Below are 17,092 nucleotides of genomic sequence, written 5' to 3'. Positions count from 1 at the left end.
CAAGCGGGCCAATCCGGAGCCCGGCCTGATCATAGGCAGAATGATCCAGAGGGCCTGAGCCGCTTTCGGACAAATATGGGGAGCCGGGCCTATGTTACCTGCACTCGCACCAAGCCGCTGGGATGGCAGCGGGATGCCGCTGGCGAGTTTTCCGCGTCTGGTTTCGCACGACATCGACCAGGTGCATCACCATATGAGCGAGATGTTCTGCCCGCACGACTTGCGCGTCGAGGGGGGCAGGCCGCCGATTGCCTTCCGTCATCATCATGCGTCGCTGCGCTCTGTTTCTTTCAATGCCACAGACTATGGCAATCCCTATGGGCGCGTGATTGTCGACATTCCGCCGATGGATCACCTCTATCTCGTCCAGTTCTCGCTCGTCGGCGCGGTACAGATCACGCAAGGCAAGCGGACGTTCGCGCTGGAGCCGGGGCACATGTGCGTGCTCAATCCCGGAGAGCGGGTGCAGCAGGTCTTTGGCGAGGGCTACAAGCATTTCACGGTGAAGCTTTCGAAGAGCGGGATCGAAGCGGCACTTTCGCAGGAGCTTGGGTTCAAGGCGGCTGACCTCAGGTTCTGCCACACGCCTGTCTCGCTGGCGGGCGCTGCGGTGAGCTTTGCGCAACTGGTGCGCACGATCTGCGACGATCTCGACCGGGGATCATCGGCCTTCAGCCATACCCGCGTGGTTGGTTCGGTCGAGCAGGCGCTGCAACGGTTGCTGCTGGCCGCCGTGCCGCACAACCATTCCGAACTCTTCGACACCCCGGCTGCCGCACCGGCGCCTTACTATGTGCGCCGGGTCGAGGAGTTCATCCGCCACCATGCCGCCGATCCGATCACGCTTGACGAGATGATTGCGGTATCGGGCGTGTCGGCGCGTTCGCTGCACACGGGCTTTCGCCGGTTCCGCGGGACGACGCCGATGGCATACCTCAAGAACTGCCGCCTTTCGCTCGCGCATCGCCAGTTGCAGGAGGCTGCGGAAACCGGCCTCACGGTGACCGAAGTGGCGCTCTCGTGCGGGTTCACTCACCTGTCGAAGTTCGCGCGTGATTATACCGAGCGTTTCGGCCAGCGCCCTTCGGAGACGCTGAAGCGCATCGGCTTCCACTGAGCCGTCCTTCTGATCGGGCAGCAGGCCCGGATCATTGCCCGGCATGAACAACAAGGGGGCAGTCGCAAGGCTGCCCCCTTTGTCGTGACGCCGCCCTGCACGGCTCATCTCCAGCCATATGCCGTCCATAGCCACGTTCGCGGCGCTCACGTGTCCTACCCGGCGTTCAGAGGCTAGCCGCTTTGCAGGCAGGCAAGGCATCACACTGACACAATCGGGCTTGGGGTCCGGGCTGGCTGGTACACCATCACCGCTGGTTCGTTTCGCTCCGGCCCGACGCAATCAGACAACGCAATCAGACGACGAAATCAGACAAGGACGGGGAGTTTATCATGCAAGAAGTGTCGGTGATATCCGGGGGGATGCCGGTCAACCAGATCCGTGCGGGAGCGACCAAGCGCTGCGGGCCGTTCCTTGGTGCATCGCTTTTCGCCGTGCTGGTCGGCACGGGCACCGCGCACGCGCAGGCTGCCGATACGCCCCAGCAGGCGCAAGCCGCCGATAGCACCGGGGTGGAAGAAATCACCGTGACCGCACGCCGGCGCGCGGAATCGCTGCAGGATACCCCGATCGCCATTTCCGCCGTCACCGGTGAGGGGCTGCAGGCACGCGGCATCGACAACGTCACCCAAATCGGCGACTTCACCCCGAACGTGAAGTTCAACAGCTCGGTCCCGGTTTCCGCGAGCAACGCCACCGCCGCCATCTTCATCCGCGGCATCGGCCAGAACGATTACCAGCTCTCGGCCGATCCCGGTGTCGGGCTCTACCTCGATGGCGTCTACATCTCGCGCGGTGTGGGCAACGTACTGGATGTGCTCAACATCGAGCGCATCGAAGTCCTGCGCGGGCCGCAGGGCACGCTGTTCGGCCGCAACACCATCGGCGGCGCGGTGAGCGTGGTGACCAAGAAGCCGGGCCATGATCTTGCCGGTACGATGGAAGCCACGACCGGCAGCTTCGGCCGCATCCAGGTCAAGGGCAATATCGACGTGCCTCTTGCCGAAGGCGTCTACTCCAGCTTTGCGGGCTTCGTGCACAAGCGCAACGGCTACGTGAAGGGCGTGATCCCGGGCGCGCCGGATCTGGGCGATACCGACAATCTGGCGGGCCGGTTCGCGCTCAGGTTTGAGCCCAGCAGCGACTTCACGCTCGACCTTGCGGTGGACGGTTCGCGCACCCGCGAAAACTCGGCGCCCAACGTGGCTATCGCGATCAACGAGAACGCACCGGCGGCCCAGTACTGGAATGCGGCCTATTCGGGCGCAGCGGCGGTCTGCACCGATACCACCAACCCGGCGCGGCTGACCAACACGTCGTGCTTCAACAGCCAGTGGGCGCTGGCCCCCTACCAGCATGGCGGCACGTTCACGACGATTTCGAGCGTGTTCAACAAGTTCAATCCCAAGCCTTATCAATCGGCTTCGGACGTCAACATCTGGGGCGCTTCGGGCACCGCCGAGTGGAAGATTGCCCCCAACGTCTCGATCAAGTCGATCACCGCCTACCGCAAGGTGACGGGCTTCTGGACGCGCGATTCTGATCACAGCCCGGCCTCGATCATCCAGACTAACAGCGACTGGAAGCAGGACCAGTTCTCGCAGGAAGTCCAGGTTCTGGGCGATCTGCTCGACAAGAAGCTCAACTGGGTGGTTGGCGGCTACTATGCCAGCGAGAGCGGCAACCATCGCGATCTGGTCCAGATCGTCGATGCCGTGTTCCTCAGCGGTGCGGCGCTGAAGGGCAAGAGCCTCGCGTTCTTCGGGCAGGCTACCTACGAAATCGTGCCAAACCTCAACCTGACCGGCGGCATCCGCTGGACGCAGGACGAGAAGACCTTCAGCAACGAGAACCAGTTCGTGGTCGAGGCGGGCTTCCTGACCGGCGCACCGCTCAATCCTGACGGGTCCGGGCTCAAGGACGGCGATCCGCTGATGGGGCCGCTGGGGCGGACGTCCTCGATCAAGGACAAGGCCTGGACGCCGATGGCGAGCCTGTCCTACCGGTTCAGCCCGGAGCTTCTGACGTACGTGTCCTATTCCAAGGGCTTCAAGGGTGGCGGCTTCACCCAGCGCGTGTTCCCGCCGTTCGCGTTCATCCCCTCGTTCCGGCCGGAGACCAGCGAAACCTACGAGTTCGGCTTCAAGAGCGACCTGCTGGATCGCAAGCTGCGCTTGAACGGTGCCGTGTTCCTTAACAATTACAAGAACCTGCAGATCACGGTCAACGATCCCAAGTTGGGCTTCGCCCCGATCATCCAGAACGCGGCCGAAGCGCGCATTCAGGGTTTCGAACTGGAGTTTCAGGCAAGGCCGGTGGATGGGCTGCGGATCGAGGGCGGTCTCGGTTTTCTGGATGCCAAGTATCGCAATGTCGATATCCGCGCGCTCAACGCCGGTGTGACGACGGCGACCAAGCTCCAGAATGCCCCGCGCTGGACGATGAGCGCAGCGGTTTCGTACAACATCCAGGCAGGTAGCATCGGCAGCTTCCAGCCGCGCGTCGACTGGTCGTACCGCACGCGGGTCTACAACGACGCGGTGAACACGCGGCTGCTGATTCAGGACGGCTACCACCTCGTCAACGCTTCGATCGCCTACACCGATCCGACGGAGAAGTGGGGGGCAACGCTCGGCGTCAAGAACCTGACCAAGGAAGTCTACCTCGGCTCTGGCTATGCCGACTCCTTCGGCGGGATCACCGAGGGCGTCTATGGCCGTCCGCGCGAATGGTATCTCTCGGCGCGGTTCTCGTTCTGAAGAATGCCGGGCTGACCAGTGCCGGGGTGGCCCTGCGCCACCCCGGCAGTGACAGGAAGAAAAGCGATGGACATGGCCAATCTCGAACAGCGCCTGCGCCAGCTTGAAGCGCTGCGCGCCATTGACGAGCTGATTGCGGACCTTGGCCGCGCTTTCGACGCTGGCCCATCGGCGGAAGCGCTGCACCCCTTGTTCACTGCAGACAGCCGGTTCGTGATCGACCAGTACGGCAGCTTCGAGGGCAATGAGGCCATTGCCGCCGGGGTTGCCGGCAATGCCGATGCCGGTTTCCGCTGGACGCTCCATTTTCTCGTCTCGCCCAAAGTTTCCCTGGCCGAAGATCAGACGGCGGGAACGGCCGACTTCTATCTGTGGGAGACGGCCACAGCGGCCAGCGGCAAGGCCTATTGGATCGGTGGTAAGTACCGGGCGCAAGTCAGGCTCGACGCGGGCCGCTGGCGCTTTGCTTATCTCGAACTCGAGGCAGACCTGATCTCGCACTACCCGGACGGCTGGCAGCCGAAACCGGCACAACTTTCGGACGCCTGAGCTCCGTCCCCATTCCTGATACCTAGGAGACAGCACATGAACGATCTTTCCGGAGCAACGCTGCGTCCGGGCGCGGAGAAATTCGCCCATCTCGGCCGTTCGATCGACCAGATCAGAGCGGAGCTGGGTGTCGGCCCGGTGGCGATCGATGCCATTCGCGATCCCGAAATCTATGCGCAGGAGCGGGAGAAGGTGTTCGGCCGCGCCTGGCTCAAGGTGGCGACGGACTGGGAAATTCCGGACCGGGGCGATTACAAGGTCAAGGAAATGCCGGTTGCCGATACCTCGGTGCTGATCGTGCGCGGCAAGGACGGCAAGGTCCGGGCGTTCCACAATGTCTGCACCCACCGGGGCAACAAGGTCGTGCCGACCAGCGGCTTCGAGAGCTTCGGCAAGGCGCGGGCCAATGTGCTGTCGTGCCGGTTCCACGGCTGGGTGTTCAACACCGATGGCCCGCTGCGCGCGGTTCCGCTGGAGAGCGGCTTTGGCGAGCTCGACAAGGCCTGTCTCGGCCTGCGCGAGATTGCCTGCGATGTCTGGGAAGGGTTCATCTTCATCAACTTCGCGGACCAGCCGGAGCAGAGCCTGGCCGACTATCTGGGGGATTTCGGCACCTTGTTCGGCGGCTTCCCCTACCATGAGGCGACGACCGCGTTCCGCTATTCGACGGTGCTGGAGTGCAACTGGAAGGTTGCGCTCTACGCCTTCTCGGAAGGCTATCACGTTCCCACCATCCACGCCGGTTCGCTGCCCGGTTTTACCGGCATCGAGCACGCCGATTTCAAGCTGGTGGGGCCGCACGCGTCCTCCACGATCTACGGAGGCGGGATGGATGCCGCCGCCTCGACGGCCCAGTTCGCCGGGGTGCTGCACGCCGATCGCGAACACGGCCCGCGCCCCGAACTCGTACCGCCGGGGATCAATCCCACCGGGCGCAGCGATTTTCAGTTCGAACTGCCGAACATCTTTCCCAACTTCCTGATCCATCTGGCGGCGGGCTGCGGCTATCCCGGCATGGCCTATTTCACCCACCAGTTCTGGCCGCTCGATCATGGCCGCACCTTGTGGGAGGGGATCAACTACTTCAGGCCAGCCCGCAATGCGGCCGAGCGGATCGCGCAGATCCACGTCAATGCGCTGCACCGCAACGCCTGGCTGGAGGATACCGGCACGATGGAGGATACCTTCCTCGGCATTCGCTCCGGTGCCATCGATACCATGCACCTGATGGATCAGGAATTCATGATCCGCCACGCCGCGCGCACGCTCGACCAGTATCTCGCGCGCTGAGGAGAACACCGATGACCACGACACTTGCGCTGCCCGCTGCGTTTGCCGATCTCGCTCCCTTCGCGCAGCAGTGGGGGCGGGCCACGGAGATGGATCGCAGCCGGATCCGCTGGGGTGCGAGCGCGGCAGATTTCGCCAGCCTCTATGCGGCTGTGATGCCGCGCCTCTCCGATATTCTGAAGGCGCTGGCCGAATGCCCGCTGGACGGCATGGACGAGGCGCAGACCAATCTGTTCAACCTCGCCGCCGCCTTTGCCGAAGCGGCGCCGCACCATGAACTCTATGGTGGCAGCGCCGATGTGCCGTTCAGCTTTGCCGCGCCGCGGTTTCAGCCCGGCCACGGCGATGTGCCATCAGCCGCCACCCTGCTTCGCTAGGAACACGGCAGGGGCTGAAGGCCTGCCGGGCGAACGTTGGCAGCGGCAGTTAGATCGAGCGCAGGATCCCGTCTGCCGCGCCGACGGGGCGATCCGCTTCGACCCGCTCCGAATAGCGATCAACCAACTGGTCGCCATGCGGCCTGAGCAGGACGGTCAGCCGCACCAGTTCCTCGCACACATCGACGATGCGGTCGTAATAGGATGAGGGCTTCATGCGGCCATCAGCATCGAACTCCTCGTAGGCCTTGGCGACGCTCGACTGGTTGGGGATCGTGAACATCCGCATCCAGCGGCCAAGGATGCGCAGGGTGTTGACCGAATTGAACGACTGCGATCCCGCGCTGACCTGCATCACCGCAAGCGTCCGGCCCTGGGTGGGGCGCATGCCCTTGAAGGCGAGCGGCAGGTGATCGATCTGGGTTTTCATGATCCCGGTGATCTGGCCATGCCGCTCGGGGCTGCACCAGACCTGCCCCTCAGACCAGAGCGAGTGTTCGCGCAGTTCGTGGACGGCCGGGTGGTCGTCGCCCGCGATCTGGTCGGGGAGCGGCAGATCGAACGGATCGAAGATGCGCGTTTCGCAGCCGAAGAACTGGAGCAGCCGGGCGGCCTCCTCGACCACCAGCCGCGAGTAGGACCGTTCGCGCAGGCTGCCATAGAGCAGCAGGATGCGCGGCGGCGGATCGCATGCGCCTAGGCCGAGAGCGGGCCGCAGATGGACGTAGGCGGGTTTGAGCGCCGGAAGGTGTGCGGGTTCGGACAGGGGCCGCAGGCGGGGGTAGGGCGTGCCGGTCATTGTGCAGGTTCTTCCGGTGCGAAAATCGCGCCGCCTGCGACAGCAGCGGCAAGCGCGCCCGCCAGTTGCGCGGCGATGAAAGCAGGCGCGTCGCTGGGAGCAATGCCTGCGAAGGTATCCGACAAGGTGCGCGCCAGCGTGATCGCGGGATTGGCGAAGCTGGTCGACGAGGTGAACCAATAGGCCGCCACGATGTAGAGCGCGACGCTGGCGGGAACGGCCTGCGGACGGTGGCGGATGGTGCCGAGAATGACGAAGACGAGGCCGAAGGAGGCGATGAACTCGCTCGTCCATTGACCGGGCCCGGTGCGCACTTTGCCTGAAAGTTGCAGGATCGGCTCGGCAAACATGAGATGCGCGGCCCATACTCCGGGAATGCCGCCCGCCAGTTGCCCGGCGATCAGCCGCAGCGCCGCGCTGGTCGAAAGGTCGCCGCGCAGGCGGACAACCAGAGTAACCGCTGGATTGAAGTGCGCGCCCGAGAGCGGCCCCAGCATCGTGATCAGCACGAAGAGCATCGCGCCGGTGGCGGCGGTGTTGCCGAGCAGGGCGACCGCCATGTTTCCGCCAGCAAGCCGCTCGGCCATGATGCCCGAGCCGATCACCGTGCAGAACAGGAAGAAACTGCCGATCGCCTCGGCCCAGACATCGCGGTTCATGCCGCGCCGTCCATCTGACCGATCACCGAGAGGAAATCGGCCAGTTGCCGGGGGTTCATGCCTTCGAAACGGGTGGCGAGCAGCGTGCGGACCCGCAGCTCGAGCGCCTGCCAGGTGGCCTCGAACGCCGCGTCGACGTCCGCCTCGGTGCCCTCTGCGTCCGCCGGATCGGGAAGGCCCCAATGCCCTTTGACGGGCGCGCCGATAAACACCGGGCAGCTTTCCTGCGCGGCGTTGTCGCACACGGTGATGGCGATATCGATGCGCGGGGCACCGGGCGCGGTGAAGGTGTTCCAACTCTTCGACGCGAACGGGGCGGTGTCGATCCCGCGCCGTTCGAGCAGTCTGAGCGCGCCGGGATGGGGCACGCCTTTGGGCTTGCTGCCCGCGCTGTAGGCACGCAGCCTGCCCTCTCCGCGCACCGCGAGGATGGCTTCACCGAGGATCGAACGCGCGGAATTGCCGGTGCACAGCACCAGCACGCCGGGGAGACTTTCAGGCATTGATGATGGCTTCCTCTTCGCAGCCGCAATTGAGGGCAATGTCCGCCAGCGGCGCGCAGATATCGGATGAACCGGCGCAGCAGTCTTCCATCAGGAACTGCAGCAGCGCGGTCATTTCGCCGTAGCGGACGGTGTAGATGATCGATTTCCCCGCCCGGCGGCTTTCGACCAGCCCGGCGTGGCTCAGGATGGTGAGATTGGCGGACAGCGTGTTGGGCAGTGTGCCAAGCGCGCGGGCCAGCACGCCCGCCGCCATGCCGTCCTTGCCCGCCTTCACCAGCAGGCGGAAAGCCGCAAGGCGGCCTTCATGCGCCAGCGCGGAGAGGGCGGAGACGGCGGCTTTCGATTCCATATTTCATGGATATTGGAAATGATCGTCCGTGGCAAGCATGTGCGCGCGGCTTGCGCCGATCAGGGGTGGCCGCTGATCTGTTCCCAATCGAGCGCGAAGCGGAGCAGATATTTTCGCAGGCGGTCGGCATCGTTGGTGCTCGCGCGGCGTGTGCGCGAAGCGGCGAACAGCCGCCGGCCTGCTTCCGAGAGCGAGCGGCTACTGCGGCACTCCGCCACGACATGGGCCAGCTGAACCCGGTCGAACGGATCGATTGCGGCAAGGGTTTCGGCATCCAGCAGGCCGGTGAGCGCGTCAGCCGCGTTCGGGCCGCTGCTCCACAGCCGGTGGAGCCGGGCAATCTCGGTGGTCACGACCGCGCTGTCGATCCGGCCCTTGGGGGAGAACGTTGCCATACGCGTCACGCTGGCGGCGAGGTCGCGGAAATTGGCGGGCCAGCGCGCGGCAGGGCTCATCGCGAAGGCAAGAAAGCGTTCGCGCGCTTCCTTGTTGAACGTCACCCGCTCGCCCTCGCGCTCGGCATGGCGGTCGAGTTCGTATTCGAGGTTCGGGGCAATATCCTCGCGCCGGTCGGCGAGGCCGGGCAGCGCGAACGTCCACAGGTTCAGCCGGGCGAACAAGTCTTCGCGGAAGGTGCCCTCGGCCACGCATTGCGCCAGTTCGCGGTTGGTCCCGGCGATCAGCTGGAAATCGCTGTGCGTTTCGCGGTCCGCGCCAACGGGGAGGAACCGCTTGTCTTCGATGGCGCGCAGGATCATCGCTTGCTCGTCGAGCCCGAGTTCGCCGATCTCGTCGAGGAAGAGCATGCCGCCATCGGCCGTGCGCAAGAGGCCGGGGCGGTCTGCCGCCGCGCCGGTGAAGGCGCCCTTGCGGTGCCCGAACAGCGCCGACATCGCGCTATCGCCGCGCAAGGTTGCGCAGTTCACTTCGACAAGCTGGCCGCTGATCTGCCGCTTGAGCTTCTTGAGTTCGAAGATGCGGCGGGCGAGTTGGCTCTTGCCCGCGCCGGTCGGCCCCATCAGCAGGATCGGCGCGCGCGTGCGGCTGGCGACTTGTTCGATCTCGTCGATCATCGCGTTGAAGGCGGGATTGCGCGTCTCGATACCCGATTTGAGGAACGAGGTGCTCTCGGCGCTTTCGCTGGCGAAGCGCGTGGCGATGCTGTCGTAGCGCGAGAGATCAAGGTCGATCACGCTCCAGCTGCCCACCGCATCAGGCCCGCCGCGCCGGGGCTGGGTCTGGAGCAGGCGGCCGGGCAGGTAGTGCGCCTCGGTCAGCAGGAACAGGCAGATCTGCGCGACATGGGTGCCGGTGGTGATGTGGACGAGGATGTCTTCGAGATCGGGATCCAGCGCCTGCGCGCGCGCGAAATCGAGCAGCTTGCCGTAGACTTCCTCGAAATCCCACGCGTCGGCAAAATCGATCACATGAAGCTCGACCTCGGTTTCGGGCGAAACGGAGCCGATATCCTCGCGCACCAGATCGGCGAGGCGGCGGTGCATCGTGCCGTGGATCAGCAGGAACCGGTCTACGCGCAAATCCTCGTGCATGCACAGGCCGACGGAAGGCCGCCACTTCATCCAGCGCGAAGGGCCGAACTTGGCGGCATCGAGGGTCGAGCCGAGGAATCCGATGACGGTGGTGGGCTTCATGCGCTGAATATATATCAGTTTATATCATCATATCAATTTTTCGGGAGGCGAAGCTTCGCCTTTCCAGTGATCGTGTCTGCTTGATTCGGAAATAGTGTTTATTTTTCAGATATATCTGGGAATTCGGCAGGCAAAGCCCGGCAACTGGCACACCCTCTGCAAAGGTATATGTGCCGGGTCGGTCGAACAGCTCGGCACCAGCGGAACCAAGAGGCGGCCGGAATGGGTCGGCCGCCTCGAAGGTCCGGCGGCAGCGCGCCGCGGGGCAGAAACACCTCGCCAGCTCGCGTTGCCGCGATCAGAATGAACAGCAGGAGGCCGCCATGGCCGAGACGACGTTTGAATTTCAGCATGTGCCCGGCGGTGTGCCGATCAAGATGTGGACGCGCGGTGTGCCCGTGGAAGACGAGGCGCGCGCCCAGCTGGCGCGGGCGGCGGCCATGCCGTTCGTGTTCCGGCACGTGGCGGCGATGCCCGATGTCCATGTCGGCATCGGCGCGACCGTGGGTTCGGTGATCCCGACCAAGGGCGCAGTGATACCGGCGGCGGTGGGTGTGGACATCGGTTGCGGCATGATGGCCGCGCGCACTTCGCTGATGGCGCATGACTTGCCAGACAGTCTTGAAGGCGTCCGCTCTGCGATCGAGCAGGCGGTGCCGCACGGGCGCAGCGTGGGGCGCGGAAAGCGGGATCACGGATCGTGGGGTTCGCCCCTGCCCGCGATTGTCGAGGCCTGGGCCACGCTGGCGGTGCGCTTCGCGCGGCTGTGCGACAAGCACCCGCGGCTGAAGAACACCAACAACCTGACGCATCTCGGCACGCTGGGGACGGGCAATCACTTCATCGAGCTGTGCCTCGATACGGCGGGGCAGGTGTGGGTCATGCTCCACTCCGGCTCGCGCGGGGTGGGCAATGCGATCGGCACGTTCTTCATCGAACTGGCCAAGCAGGACATGCGCAAGTGGCATATCAACCTGCCGGACCAGGACCTCGCCTACTTCCCGGAAGGGACCGACCATTTCGACGACTACGTGGAAGCGGTCGGCTGGGCGCAGGACTTTGCCGCGCTGAACCGCCGCCTGATGATGACCCATGTCATCGCTGCGCTGCGGGGGGTGATCGCGAAGCCGTTCGAGGCCGAACTCGAAGCGGTGAACTGCCATCACAACTACGTGTCGCGGGAGAACCACTTCGGCGAAAACGTGCTCGTTACCCGCAAGGGGGCGGTGCGCGCGGCCAAGGGCGTGCTGGGGATCATCCCGGGTTCGATGGGGGCGAAAAGCTTCATCGTGCGCGGGCTGGGCAACCCGGAAAGCTTCGACAGCTGCAGCCACGGCGCGGGCCGCGTGATGTCGCGCACCGCGGCCAAGAAGCTGGTGAGCCTCGACGAGCATATCGCCGATACCGCCGGTGTCGAATGCCGCAAGGACGCAGGCGTGATCGATGAAACGCCCAAGGCTTACAAGCCGATTGAAAAGGTGATGGCCGCGCAGGCCGATCTGGTGGAGATCGTCCACACGCTGAAGCAGGTGGTCTGCGTGAAGGGGTAAGGCCTCTTTGCGCAGGCCATCGGCCTTGTTTGAATGAATGGACTCATGATCACCATCGATGGATCGCAAGGCGAAGGCGGCGGACAGATGGTGCGCAATTCCTGCGCGCTTTCGCTCGTGACCGGCGAGCCCTTCCGCATCACCCAGATCCGCGCGAAGCGTTCGAAGCCGGGGCTGATGCGCCAGCATGTCACGGCGGTGGAGGCCGCCTGCGTCATTTCCGGCGCGGAATGCAGCGGGCTGGCGGTGGGCGCATCCGACCTCACGTTCCGGCCCGGCCGCGTCATGCCCGGCGAATATCACTTCGCGGTGGGGACCGCCGGTTCGACTGGTCTCGTGCTGCAGACGGTGCTGATGCCGCTCCTGCTGGCAGGCGGGCCATCACGCCTCGTGCTGGAAGGCGGCACGCACAACATGCTCGCCCCGCCATTCGAATTCATTGCGCGCACGTTCCTGCCCATCATCAACCGGATGGGGCCGCAAGTGACAGCGCGGCTCGTGCGCCACGGGTTCTATCCGCGCGGTGGCGGGCGGATAGAAGTGGACATCGTGCCTGCCCCGCTTGGACCGCTGGCGTGCACCGCGCGCGGCGAGCAGCTCGGCGTTTCCGCGCGGGCGGTGTTCGCCGGTCTGCCGGGCGAGATTGCCGAGCGAATGCTCGCGCGGGTGCGGCGTGAGCTTGGGGATTGGCCGGATGCAGCCTTTGCCCTGCACCAGGTTCCCGCCGATGAAGGCCCCGGCATCATTCTGCTGCTTGAGGCGCGCCATGCACACGTGACCGAAGTGGTGAGCGGCTTTGGCCAGCTGGGCGTGCCCGCCGAACGACTGGCCAAGACTGCGGCGGCGCGGATGCAGGGGTATGTCCAGGCGGCGGCCTTTGCCGGCCCTTATCTTGCTGATCAGCTGGTGCTGCCCTTCGTGCTGGCAGGTGGGGGGGCGTTCACCACAGTGAAGCCAAGCCAGCACCTGCTGACCGCAATCGACATCGCGCGCTGCTTCACGGGACGCAGCATCGCCATCGCGCGGCAGGACGGGGGCGAGCATCTGTTCACCGTCGGCTGAAGGCGGAGCGACGGAAACCGGGGGCGAATATCCGGCCCGGCGCGGTCAGGTTCGCAGGCCGATGGTGCGCAGGGCATCGCCGCGCGTGCGCACTTCCAGCTTGCGGTAGATCGATTTGACATGGTTCCCCACGGTGTGCGGCGAAATGCCGAGATCGCGGGCGGATTCCTTGTAGCTGCGCCCGGCCGCGAAGGCTCTCAGCAAGTCCATTTCGCGCGGGGTCAGCCCCGTGTCTGCCGGCGGCAGCGGGGCAGGGGCGGCCTGCGCCGGATTGCGCAGCAGATCGAGCAGATAGACCGCTGCGGCCGGGCTGACCGGCGCGCCGCCATCGAGCGTGATCGCGATGCCATCGAGGATCTGCGCAGGCGTGCTGTCTTTCAGCAGATAACCGTCTGCCCCTGCAGAGAGCGCGCGCACCACCGTATCGCGATCACCGAATGCGCTGATGATCAGGGCCTTGGCATCGCAGCCCGCCTTGATTTCGGGGACGAGGTCATAGCCGCTGCCATCGGGCAGGCCGATATCCATCAGGAACAGATCGGGGCGAAGCGCGATCAGGGCGCGGCCGGTGGCGATATCGGGGGCGACGCCGACCACGTCATGGCCCTCGCTCGCGGACAGGATGCGCATGAAATACTGGCGCACCACCGGGTCGTCCTCGATGATCGCGATGCGCGTGGGCGGGGTTTCAGCCTTGTCTGCCATGCGCGCGGCCTAACACGAGCGCGGCCGCCGCCGCCATGCCATGATATGGCAGGCGGGGTTGGCCATCAGGCAGGTTGTGCCACCCTGCCGTGCAGTTCGAGGCTGATCTCGGTTCCCCGTCCCGGAACCGGATCGACCGCAAGGCCAGCGCCGATCGCTTGTGCGCGGCGGGCCATGTTGACCATGCCGCGCCCGGCCCCGGCCTCGGCGTTGCCGCTTCCGTTATCGGCCACGCGGATCACGATGGCCGCACCTGCGGGCTGGGTGATCGCTATGCTCAGCGCCGTCGCGCCGGAATGCTTGAGCGCATTGGTCACCGCTTCCTGCAGGATGCGGAACAGCTGCAACACATCGCGCGGGCCATAATCGGGGAAGGGCAGGGCTTCGTCCTGCTGCCAATCGAACACGAGCCCGGCAGCGGCCACGCGCGGCTGCATTCTGGCGCGGAACGTGGCGAGCGCGGATTCGAGCGATTCTCCGACCGAATCCATCGAATCGACCATCAGCCGCATCTCGTCGATCACCGCCTGCAGCCCTTCGGCGACGGTCGCAGGCTCTGCCTCTCCCAACCGGGCCGAGAGCAGCATCGACATGAGCTGGCTGCCAAGGCCATCGTGAATGTCCTGCATGATCCGGCGGCGTTCGGCATCGTGCGCTTGCTGGCGCACGAGATCCTGTTCGCGCGCATGAGCCAGCGCCAGTTCCGCCTCGCGCTGGGCAACTTTGTCCTGCAGCAGCGTGTTGAGCGCCGCCTGCGATTGAAACAGGCGGAAGTTGCGGGCCAGGAAGGCTGTCAGCATCGCCAGCATCAGGAACGGCGCGGCATTGTTGAGATAGCCCTCACGCAGGCCCAGCTGCGGATACCAGCTGCCCAGCGCATCCAGCAACGTCGCGACCGCCAGCACGCTCATCAGCGCGCTTTCGAGCAGGCGATCTTCCGGCTCGCGCGCGAAATGCCACAGCAGCCGCGCCAGCGTGGCCAGGCTGAGGAGTGCCAGCACCCAGACCCACACCATGGCCGGGACATCGAAGGCGTCGGGCATGGGCGTGGCCAACAGCCGCCAGCCGATATAGCCCGCCGCCGCCGCATATCCGGCCAGCGCCAGCGGCATCAGCCAGCGCAGGGGTTGGCGCGTCCAGGCATCGATGAAGCACAGCAGCGCGGTGGGGATGAGCATGTTGATGGCAAAGAAGGCCAGCATCCGGCCCCAGCCACCGAACGGCGGATCGAGCACCACAGCATAAAGGTAGTTGGCGACGAAGGCCCCGCACAGTGCGCTGAGCCAGGCGGCAAAGCGCCAATCGTCCGAACGGAACACCATGACCGTTGCCAGAAGCCCGAGCAGGCCCAACAGCCCCGCGCCATATCGGGGAAAGTCGTTCAAGGCCCAGAGCCTGCGCGCCGAATGATCGCGCAGGGCGGTGTATTCGCCAAGGCGGGGCGGATAGATGTCGGTATAGGGATAGCCATCGCGCAGCGTGACATACGTCATGGTATTGTCACCGCGCTGGAGGAGGCCGGCCGGGATACGGGTCAGGAAGGTCTTCTGGCCGTGGAACGTGCCGCTGCCCGGCTCCATCCGGCCTTCCCCCACGAGCAGGCTGCCGTTCACGTAAAGCCGGTAGTTATCGACCTGCAGGCCCGAGATCAGGCCCAATCCCGCTGGCGGAATGTCTGCCATCCGGAAGGTGATGCGTACCGCAAACATCGCGGTATCGCAGCAATGCGTCCACGGCTGCGCGACATCTTCGAACCGGGCGCGGTTGGCGGCGGCAAGGGTGGGCTGCAAAAGGCGGGCGACTTGTGTTCGCACCTGTTCGGCCGAGGGCGGCGCCTCTCCGGGATTGGCGCGGAACAGCGGTTGTTCGATCAGCAGCCAGTAGACCGATTGGACCAGACATATCATTGCCACCAGCTGTGCCAGCTGGCGCCAGTTCACGCGCACGACCACCCGGTACTCCCCCGAACCTCTCCGCCCGGGAACTTAGCGGTGTGATGGTACGTTGCAACCGCAGCCCGATCCGAACCCGAGCGATCGGGACGCTGCAGTGCGCCCCGTCTGGTCCGGCGGCGGCGAGATGCCATGATATGGCGCCATGGTACATGGCATGTGCCGGGCGCCTGGTCCCCGGTAGCAGGGCCTTCGACAAACAGACCCGCGAATATCGCTGCGGCCTGCTGGAAAGAGGAGAACCCCGCGTTGAAGCTTCGTCTCGCCATTGGCCTCGGCAGCCTGCACCTTGGCCTGCTCTGCGCGCTCGTGCTGCCCACGGTCTCGACGCCGGTCGCCGCGCAGGGGCAGAATACGGCCGCAGTGAAGAAGCCCAGCGGCGGCGTGGCGTGCCCATCGGGCTGGCGGACGGTCGATGGCAACACCAGCATGTGCGAGCCGCACGAAAACAAGGCCCCGCTGATCTACGGCAAAAAGGACAAGGAGACCTGCGCTGCCGGATATCACGAGGTTTACAGCTTGTGGTGCTCAACGCGGCGGCCCTGAGGGACGTACCCCAATTCAAGGATGCGAACCCGCACGGCGTGAGCGCAAGTCACCCCTTGTGCCGTTGCCTAGCTGTTCGCCGACTTTACCGAAACTGGCTTCCCGCTTTTCTGCGACCCATTGTTGGGAAGTCACAACCTGCGGGTGTGCGCGCCGGTTCGGTGCCGCACACCCGCCTTTTTCGCAGCATCCGAAATGCAGGGCATCGCGTCTGCGATCGCCCTTGCCTTGCCGTGTGGTCTTTTTGGGCTTTTCTCGCCAGAAAAGGCGGATCAGGCATCCTTGGGGCTGAAGGGCGAATCGTGCAGCAAGGCTTGAGCGGGGATTCGCGCTCAATTTGTGCTCGATTCGCGCGCTTCGGCACGCCCAGGCGGAGCGTGACGCGTTCGAAGCCTTTTTTGGCACAGCCCGAAAACGCCCGTGGCGCCGGGCAAAACAGCGCGGCAACCCGCCGTTGGGGGGAAGATTTTGCAGAAAGGCGTTGACGCGGGTTTGGGTCACCCATATAGGCAGCTCCACCAGCAGGGAGCGGGCGCTTCAGTCCCTTTCTTCTGGTCGCCAACATAGACGGACACCAAGTCCCCCGGTAGGAAAATCGGGGAGTGCTGGTTGTCCGCCAAATTTGTTTGGTGGGTTCTTTGACATTGTTAGTTTAGATGAAGGGACATGTGGGCGACGGCGCCCGGTTCTGAGGGTCTTTGGGCCTCGGAAACCGGTAACCAAGTCGATGCCAAAGCATGTCCTTACGTAACCATACGTTTGACAAGTGCAGGTATCGGCTCCCGAAGTTAGGTATCGCGCGGTTGGCGGGTTTTTCCTGTGCCGTGAGATATTTTGACAAAACTTGAGAGTTTGATCCTGGCTCAGAACGAACGCTGGCGGCATGCCTAACACATGCAAGTCGAACGAGACCTTCGGGTCTAGTGGCGCACGGGTGCGTAACGCGTGGGAATCTGCCCTTTGCTTCGGAATAACAGTTAGAAATGACTGCTAATACCGGATGATGTCTTCGGACCAAAGATTTATCGGCAAAGGATGAGCCCGCGTAGGATTAGGTAGTTGGTGGGGTAAAGGCCTACCAAGCCGACGATCCTTAGCTGGTCTGAGAGGATGATCAGCCACACTGGGACTGAGACACGGCCCAGACTCCTACGGGAGGCAGCAGTGGGGAATATTGGACAATGGGCGAAAGCCTGATCCAGCAATGCCGCGTGAGTGAT

15 protein-coding genes and 1 rRNA gene are annotated in these 17,092 nt (G+C 64.6%); 9 read left to right on the top strand and 7 right to left on the bottom strand.

The genetic code is table 11. The annotated features are described in order from the left end of the window. Window positions 1-91: 91 nt before the first annotated feature. The 5 genes from CFE35_RS13995 to CFE35_RS13975 all read left to right on the top strand — a co-directional run bounded on the left by CFE35_RS13995 (window position 92) and on the right by CFE35_RS13975 (window position 6,092). Window positions 92-1,117 (top strand): AraC family transcriptional regulator, encoded by a 1,026-nt coding sequence (locus CFE35_RS13995; protein ID WP_292931339.1) that lies wholly within the window; start codon window positions 92-94, stop codon window positions 1,115-1,117. A 332-nt stretch (window positions 1,118-1,449) separates the two neighbouring features. After that, window positions 1,450-3,876 carry a TonB-dependent receptor gene (locus tag CFE35_RS13990; protein WP_292931337.1) on the top strand — a complete coding sequence of 809 codons (2,427 nt, stop codon included), beginning with the start codon at window positions 1,450-1,452 and terminating at the stop codon, window positions 3,874-3,876. Between the two features lie 48 nt (window positions 3,877-3,924). After that, on the top strand, window positions 3,925-4,425 hold the full coding sequence (locus tag CFE35_RS13985; protein ID WP_292931335.1) for a nuclear transport factor 2 family protein: 501 nt from the start codon (window positions 3,925-3,927) through the stop codon (window positions 4,423-4,425). A 36-nt stretch (window positions 4,426-4,461) separates the two neighbouring features. Further along, the gene (locus tag CFE35_RS13980; RefSeq protein ID WP_292931333.1) at window positions 4,462-5,715 is read left to right on the top strand and encodes an aromatic ring-hydroxylating dioxygenase subunit alpha; all 1,254 of its coding nucleotides are present in this window, start codon (window positions 4,462-4,464) and stop codon (window positions 5,713-5,715) included. 11 nt (window positions 5,716-5,726) lie between these two features. Then, a complete protein-coding gene (locus tag CFE35_RS13975; protein ID WP_292931331.1) occupies window positions 5,727-6,092 on the top strand; it encodes a hypothetical protein in 366 nt (121 codons plus the stop codon). Window positions 6,093-6,141: 49 nt separating this feature from the next. Here the strand turns inward: CFE35_RS13975 and arsH are convergent, their stop codons facing one another. From arsH to rtcR, 5 genes are read right to left on the bottom strand one after another with little or no spacing between them, the layout of a single operon-like run. Next, window positions 6,142-6,891, bottom strand: coding sequence for an arsenical resistance protein ArsH (gene arsH / locus CFE35_RS13970; RefSeq protein ID WP_292931329.1), 750 nt, complete (start codon window positions 6,889-6,891; stop codon window positions 6,142-6,144). After that, window positions 6,888-7,550 (bottom strand): MIP/aquaporin family protein, encoded by a 663-nt coding sequence (locus tag CFE35_RS13965; RefSeq protein WP_292931327.1) that lies wholly within the window; start codon window positions 7,548-7,550, stop codon window positions 6,888-6,890. The genes arsH and CFE35_RS13965 overlap by 4 nt, the downstream gene beginning before the upstream one ends. Continuing rightward, complete coding sequence (locus CFE35_RS13960; protein ID WP_292931326.1) at window positions 7,547-8,053, bottom strand: arsenate reductase ArsC; 507 nt, start codon at window positions 8,051-8,053, stop codon at window positions 7,547-7,549. The genes CFE35_RS13965 and CFE35_RS13960 overlap by 4 nt, the downstream gene beginning before the upstream one ends. Further along, window positions 8,046-8,405, bottom strand: coding sequence for a helix-turn-helix transcriptional regulator (locus tag CFE35_RS13955; RefSeq protein WP_292931324.1), 360 nt, complete (start codon window positions 8,403-8,405; stop codon window positions 8,046-8,048). The genes CFE35_RS13960 and CFE35_RS13955 overlap by 8 nt, the downstream gene beginning before the upstream one ends. Before the next feature lie 59 nt (window positions 8,406-8,464). Beyond that, the gene (rtcR, locus tag CFE35_RS13950; protein WP_292931322.1) at window positions 8,465-10,057 is read right to left on the bottom strand and encodes an RNA repair transcriptional activator RtcR; all 1,593 of its coding nucleotides are present in this window, start codon (window positions 10,055-10,057) and stop codon (window positions 8,465-8,467) included. Between the two features lie 323 nt (window positions 10,058-10,380). Between rtcR and CFE35_RS13945 the strand changes: the two genes are divergently transcribed. Next, the gene (locus CFE35_RS13945; protein ID WP_292931320.1) at window positions 10,381-11,607 is read left to right on the top strand and encodes an RtcB family protein; all 1,227 of its coding nucleotides are present in this window, start codon (window positions 10,381-10,383) and stop codon (window positions 11,605-11,607) included. A 33-nt stretch (window positions 11,608-11,640) separates the two neighbouring features. After that, the gene (gene rtcA, locus CFE35_RS13940) at window positions 11,641-12,669 is read left to right on the top strand and encodes an RNA 3'-terminal phosphate cyclase (RefSeq protein ID WP_292931319.1); all 1,029 of its coding nucleotides are present in this window, start codon (window positions 11,641-11,643) and stop codon (window positions 12,667-12,669) included. Between the two features lie 45 nt (window positions 12,670-12,714). Here the strand turns inward: rtcA and CFE35_RS13935 are convergent, their stop codons facing one another. Next, a complete protein-coding gene (locus CFE35_RS13935) occupies window positions 12,715-13,374 on the bottom strand; it encodes a response regulator transcription factor (protein WP_292931317.1) in 660 nt (219 codons plus the stop codon). Between the two features lie 65 nt (window positions 13,375-13,439). After that, window positions 13,440-15,314: an ATP-binding protein gene (locus CFE35_RS13930; protein WP_292931315.1), complete on the bottom strand. Its 1,875-nt coding sequence runs from the start codon at window positions 15,312-15,314 to the stop codon at window positions 13,440-13,442. Between the two features lie 261 nt (window positions 15,315-15,575). Here CFE35_RS13930 and CFE35_RS13925 point away from each other — a divergent pair, with 261 nt between their 5' ends. Then, on the top strand, window positions 15,576-15,872 hold the full coding sequence (locus CFE35_RS13925; RefSeq protein ID WP_292931313.1) for a hypothetical protein: 297 nt from the start codon (window positions 15,576-15,578) through the stop codon (window positions 15,870-15,872). An 840-nt stretch (window positions 15,873-16,712) separates the two neighbouring features. Further along, window positions 16,713-17,092 (top strand): 16S ribosomal RNA (locus CFE35_RS13920); the annotation flags it as partial.

Source organism: Novosphingobium sp. PASSN1 (assembly GCF_002278815.1).
The sequence above is the reverse complement of the archived record's forward strand: the minus strand, read 5'-3'. Positions and strand labels throughout refer to the sequence as shown.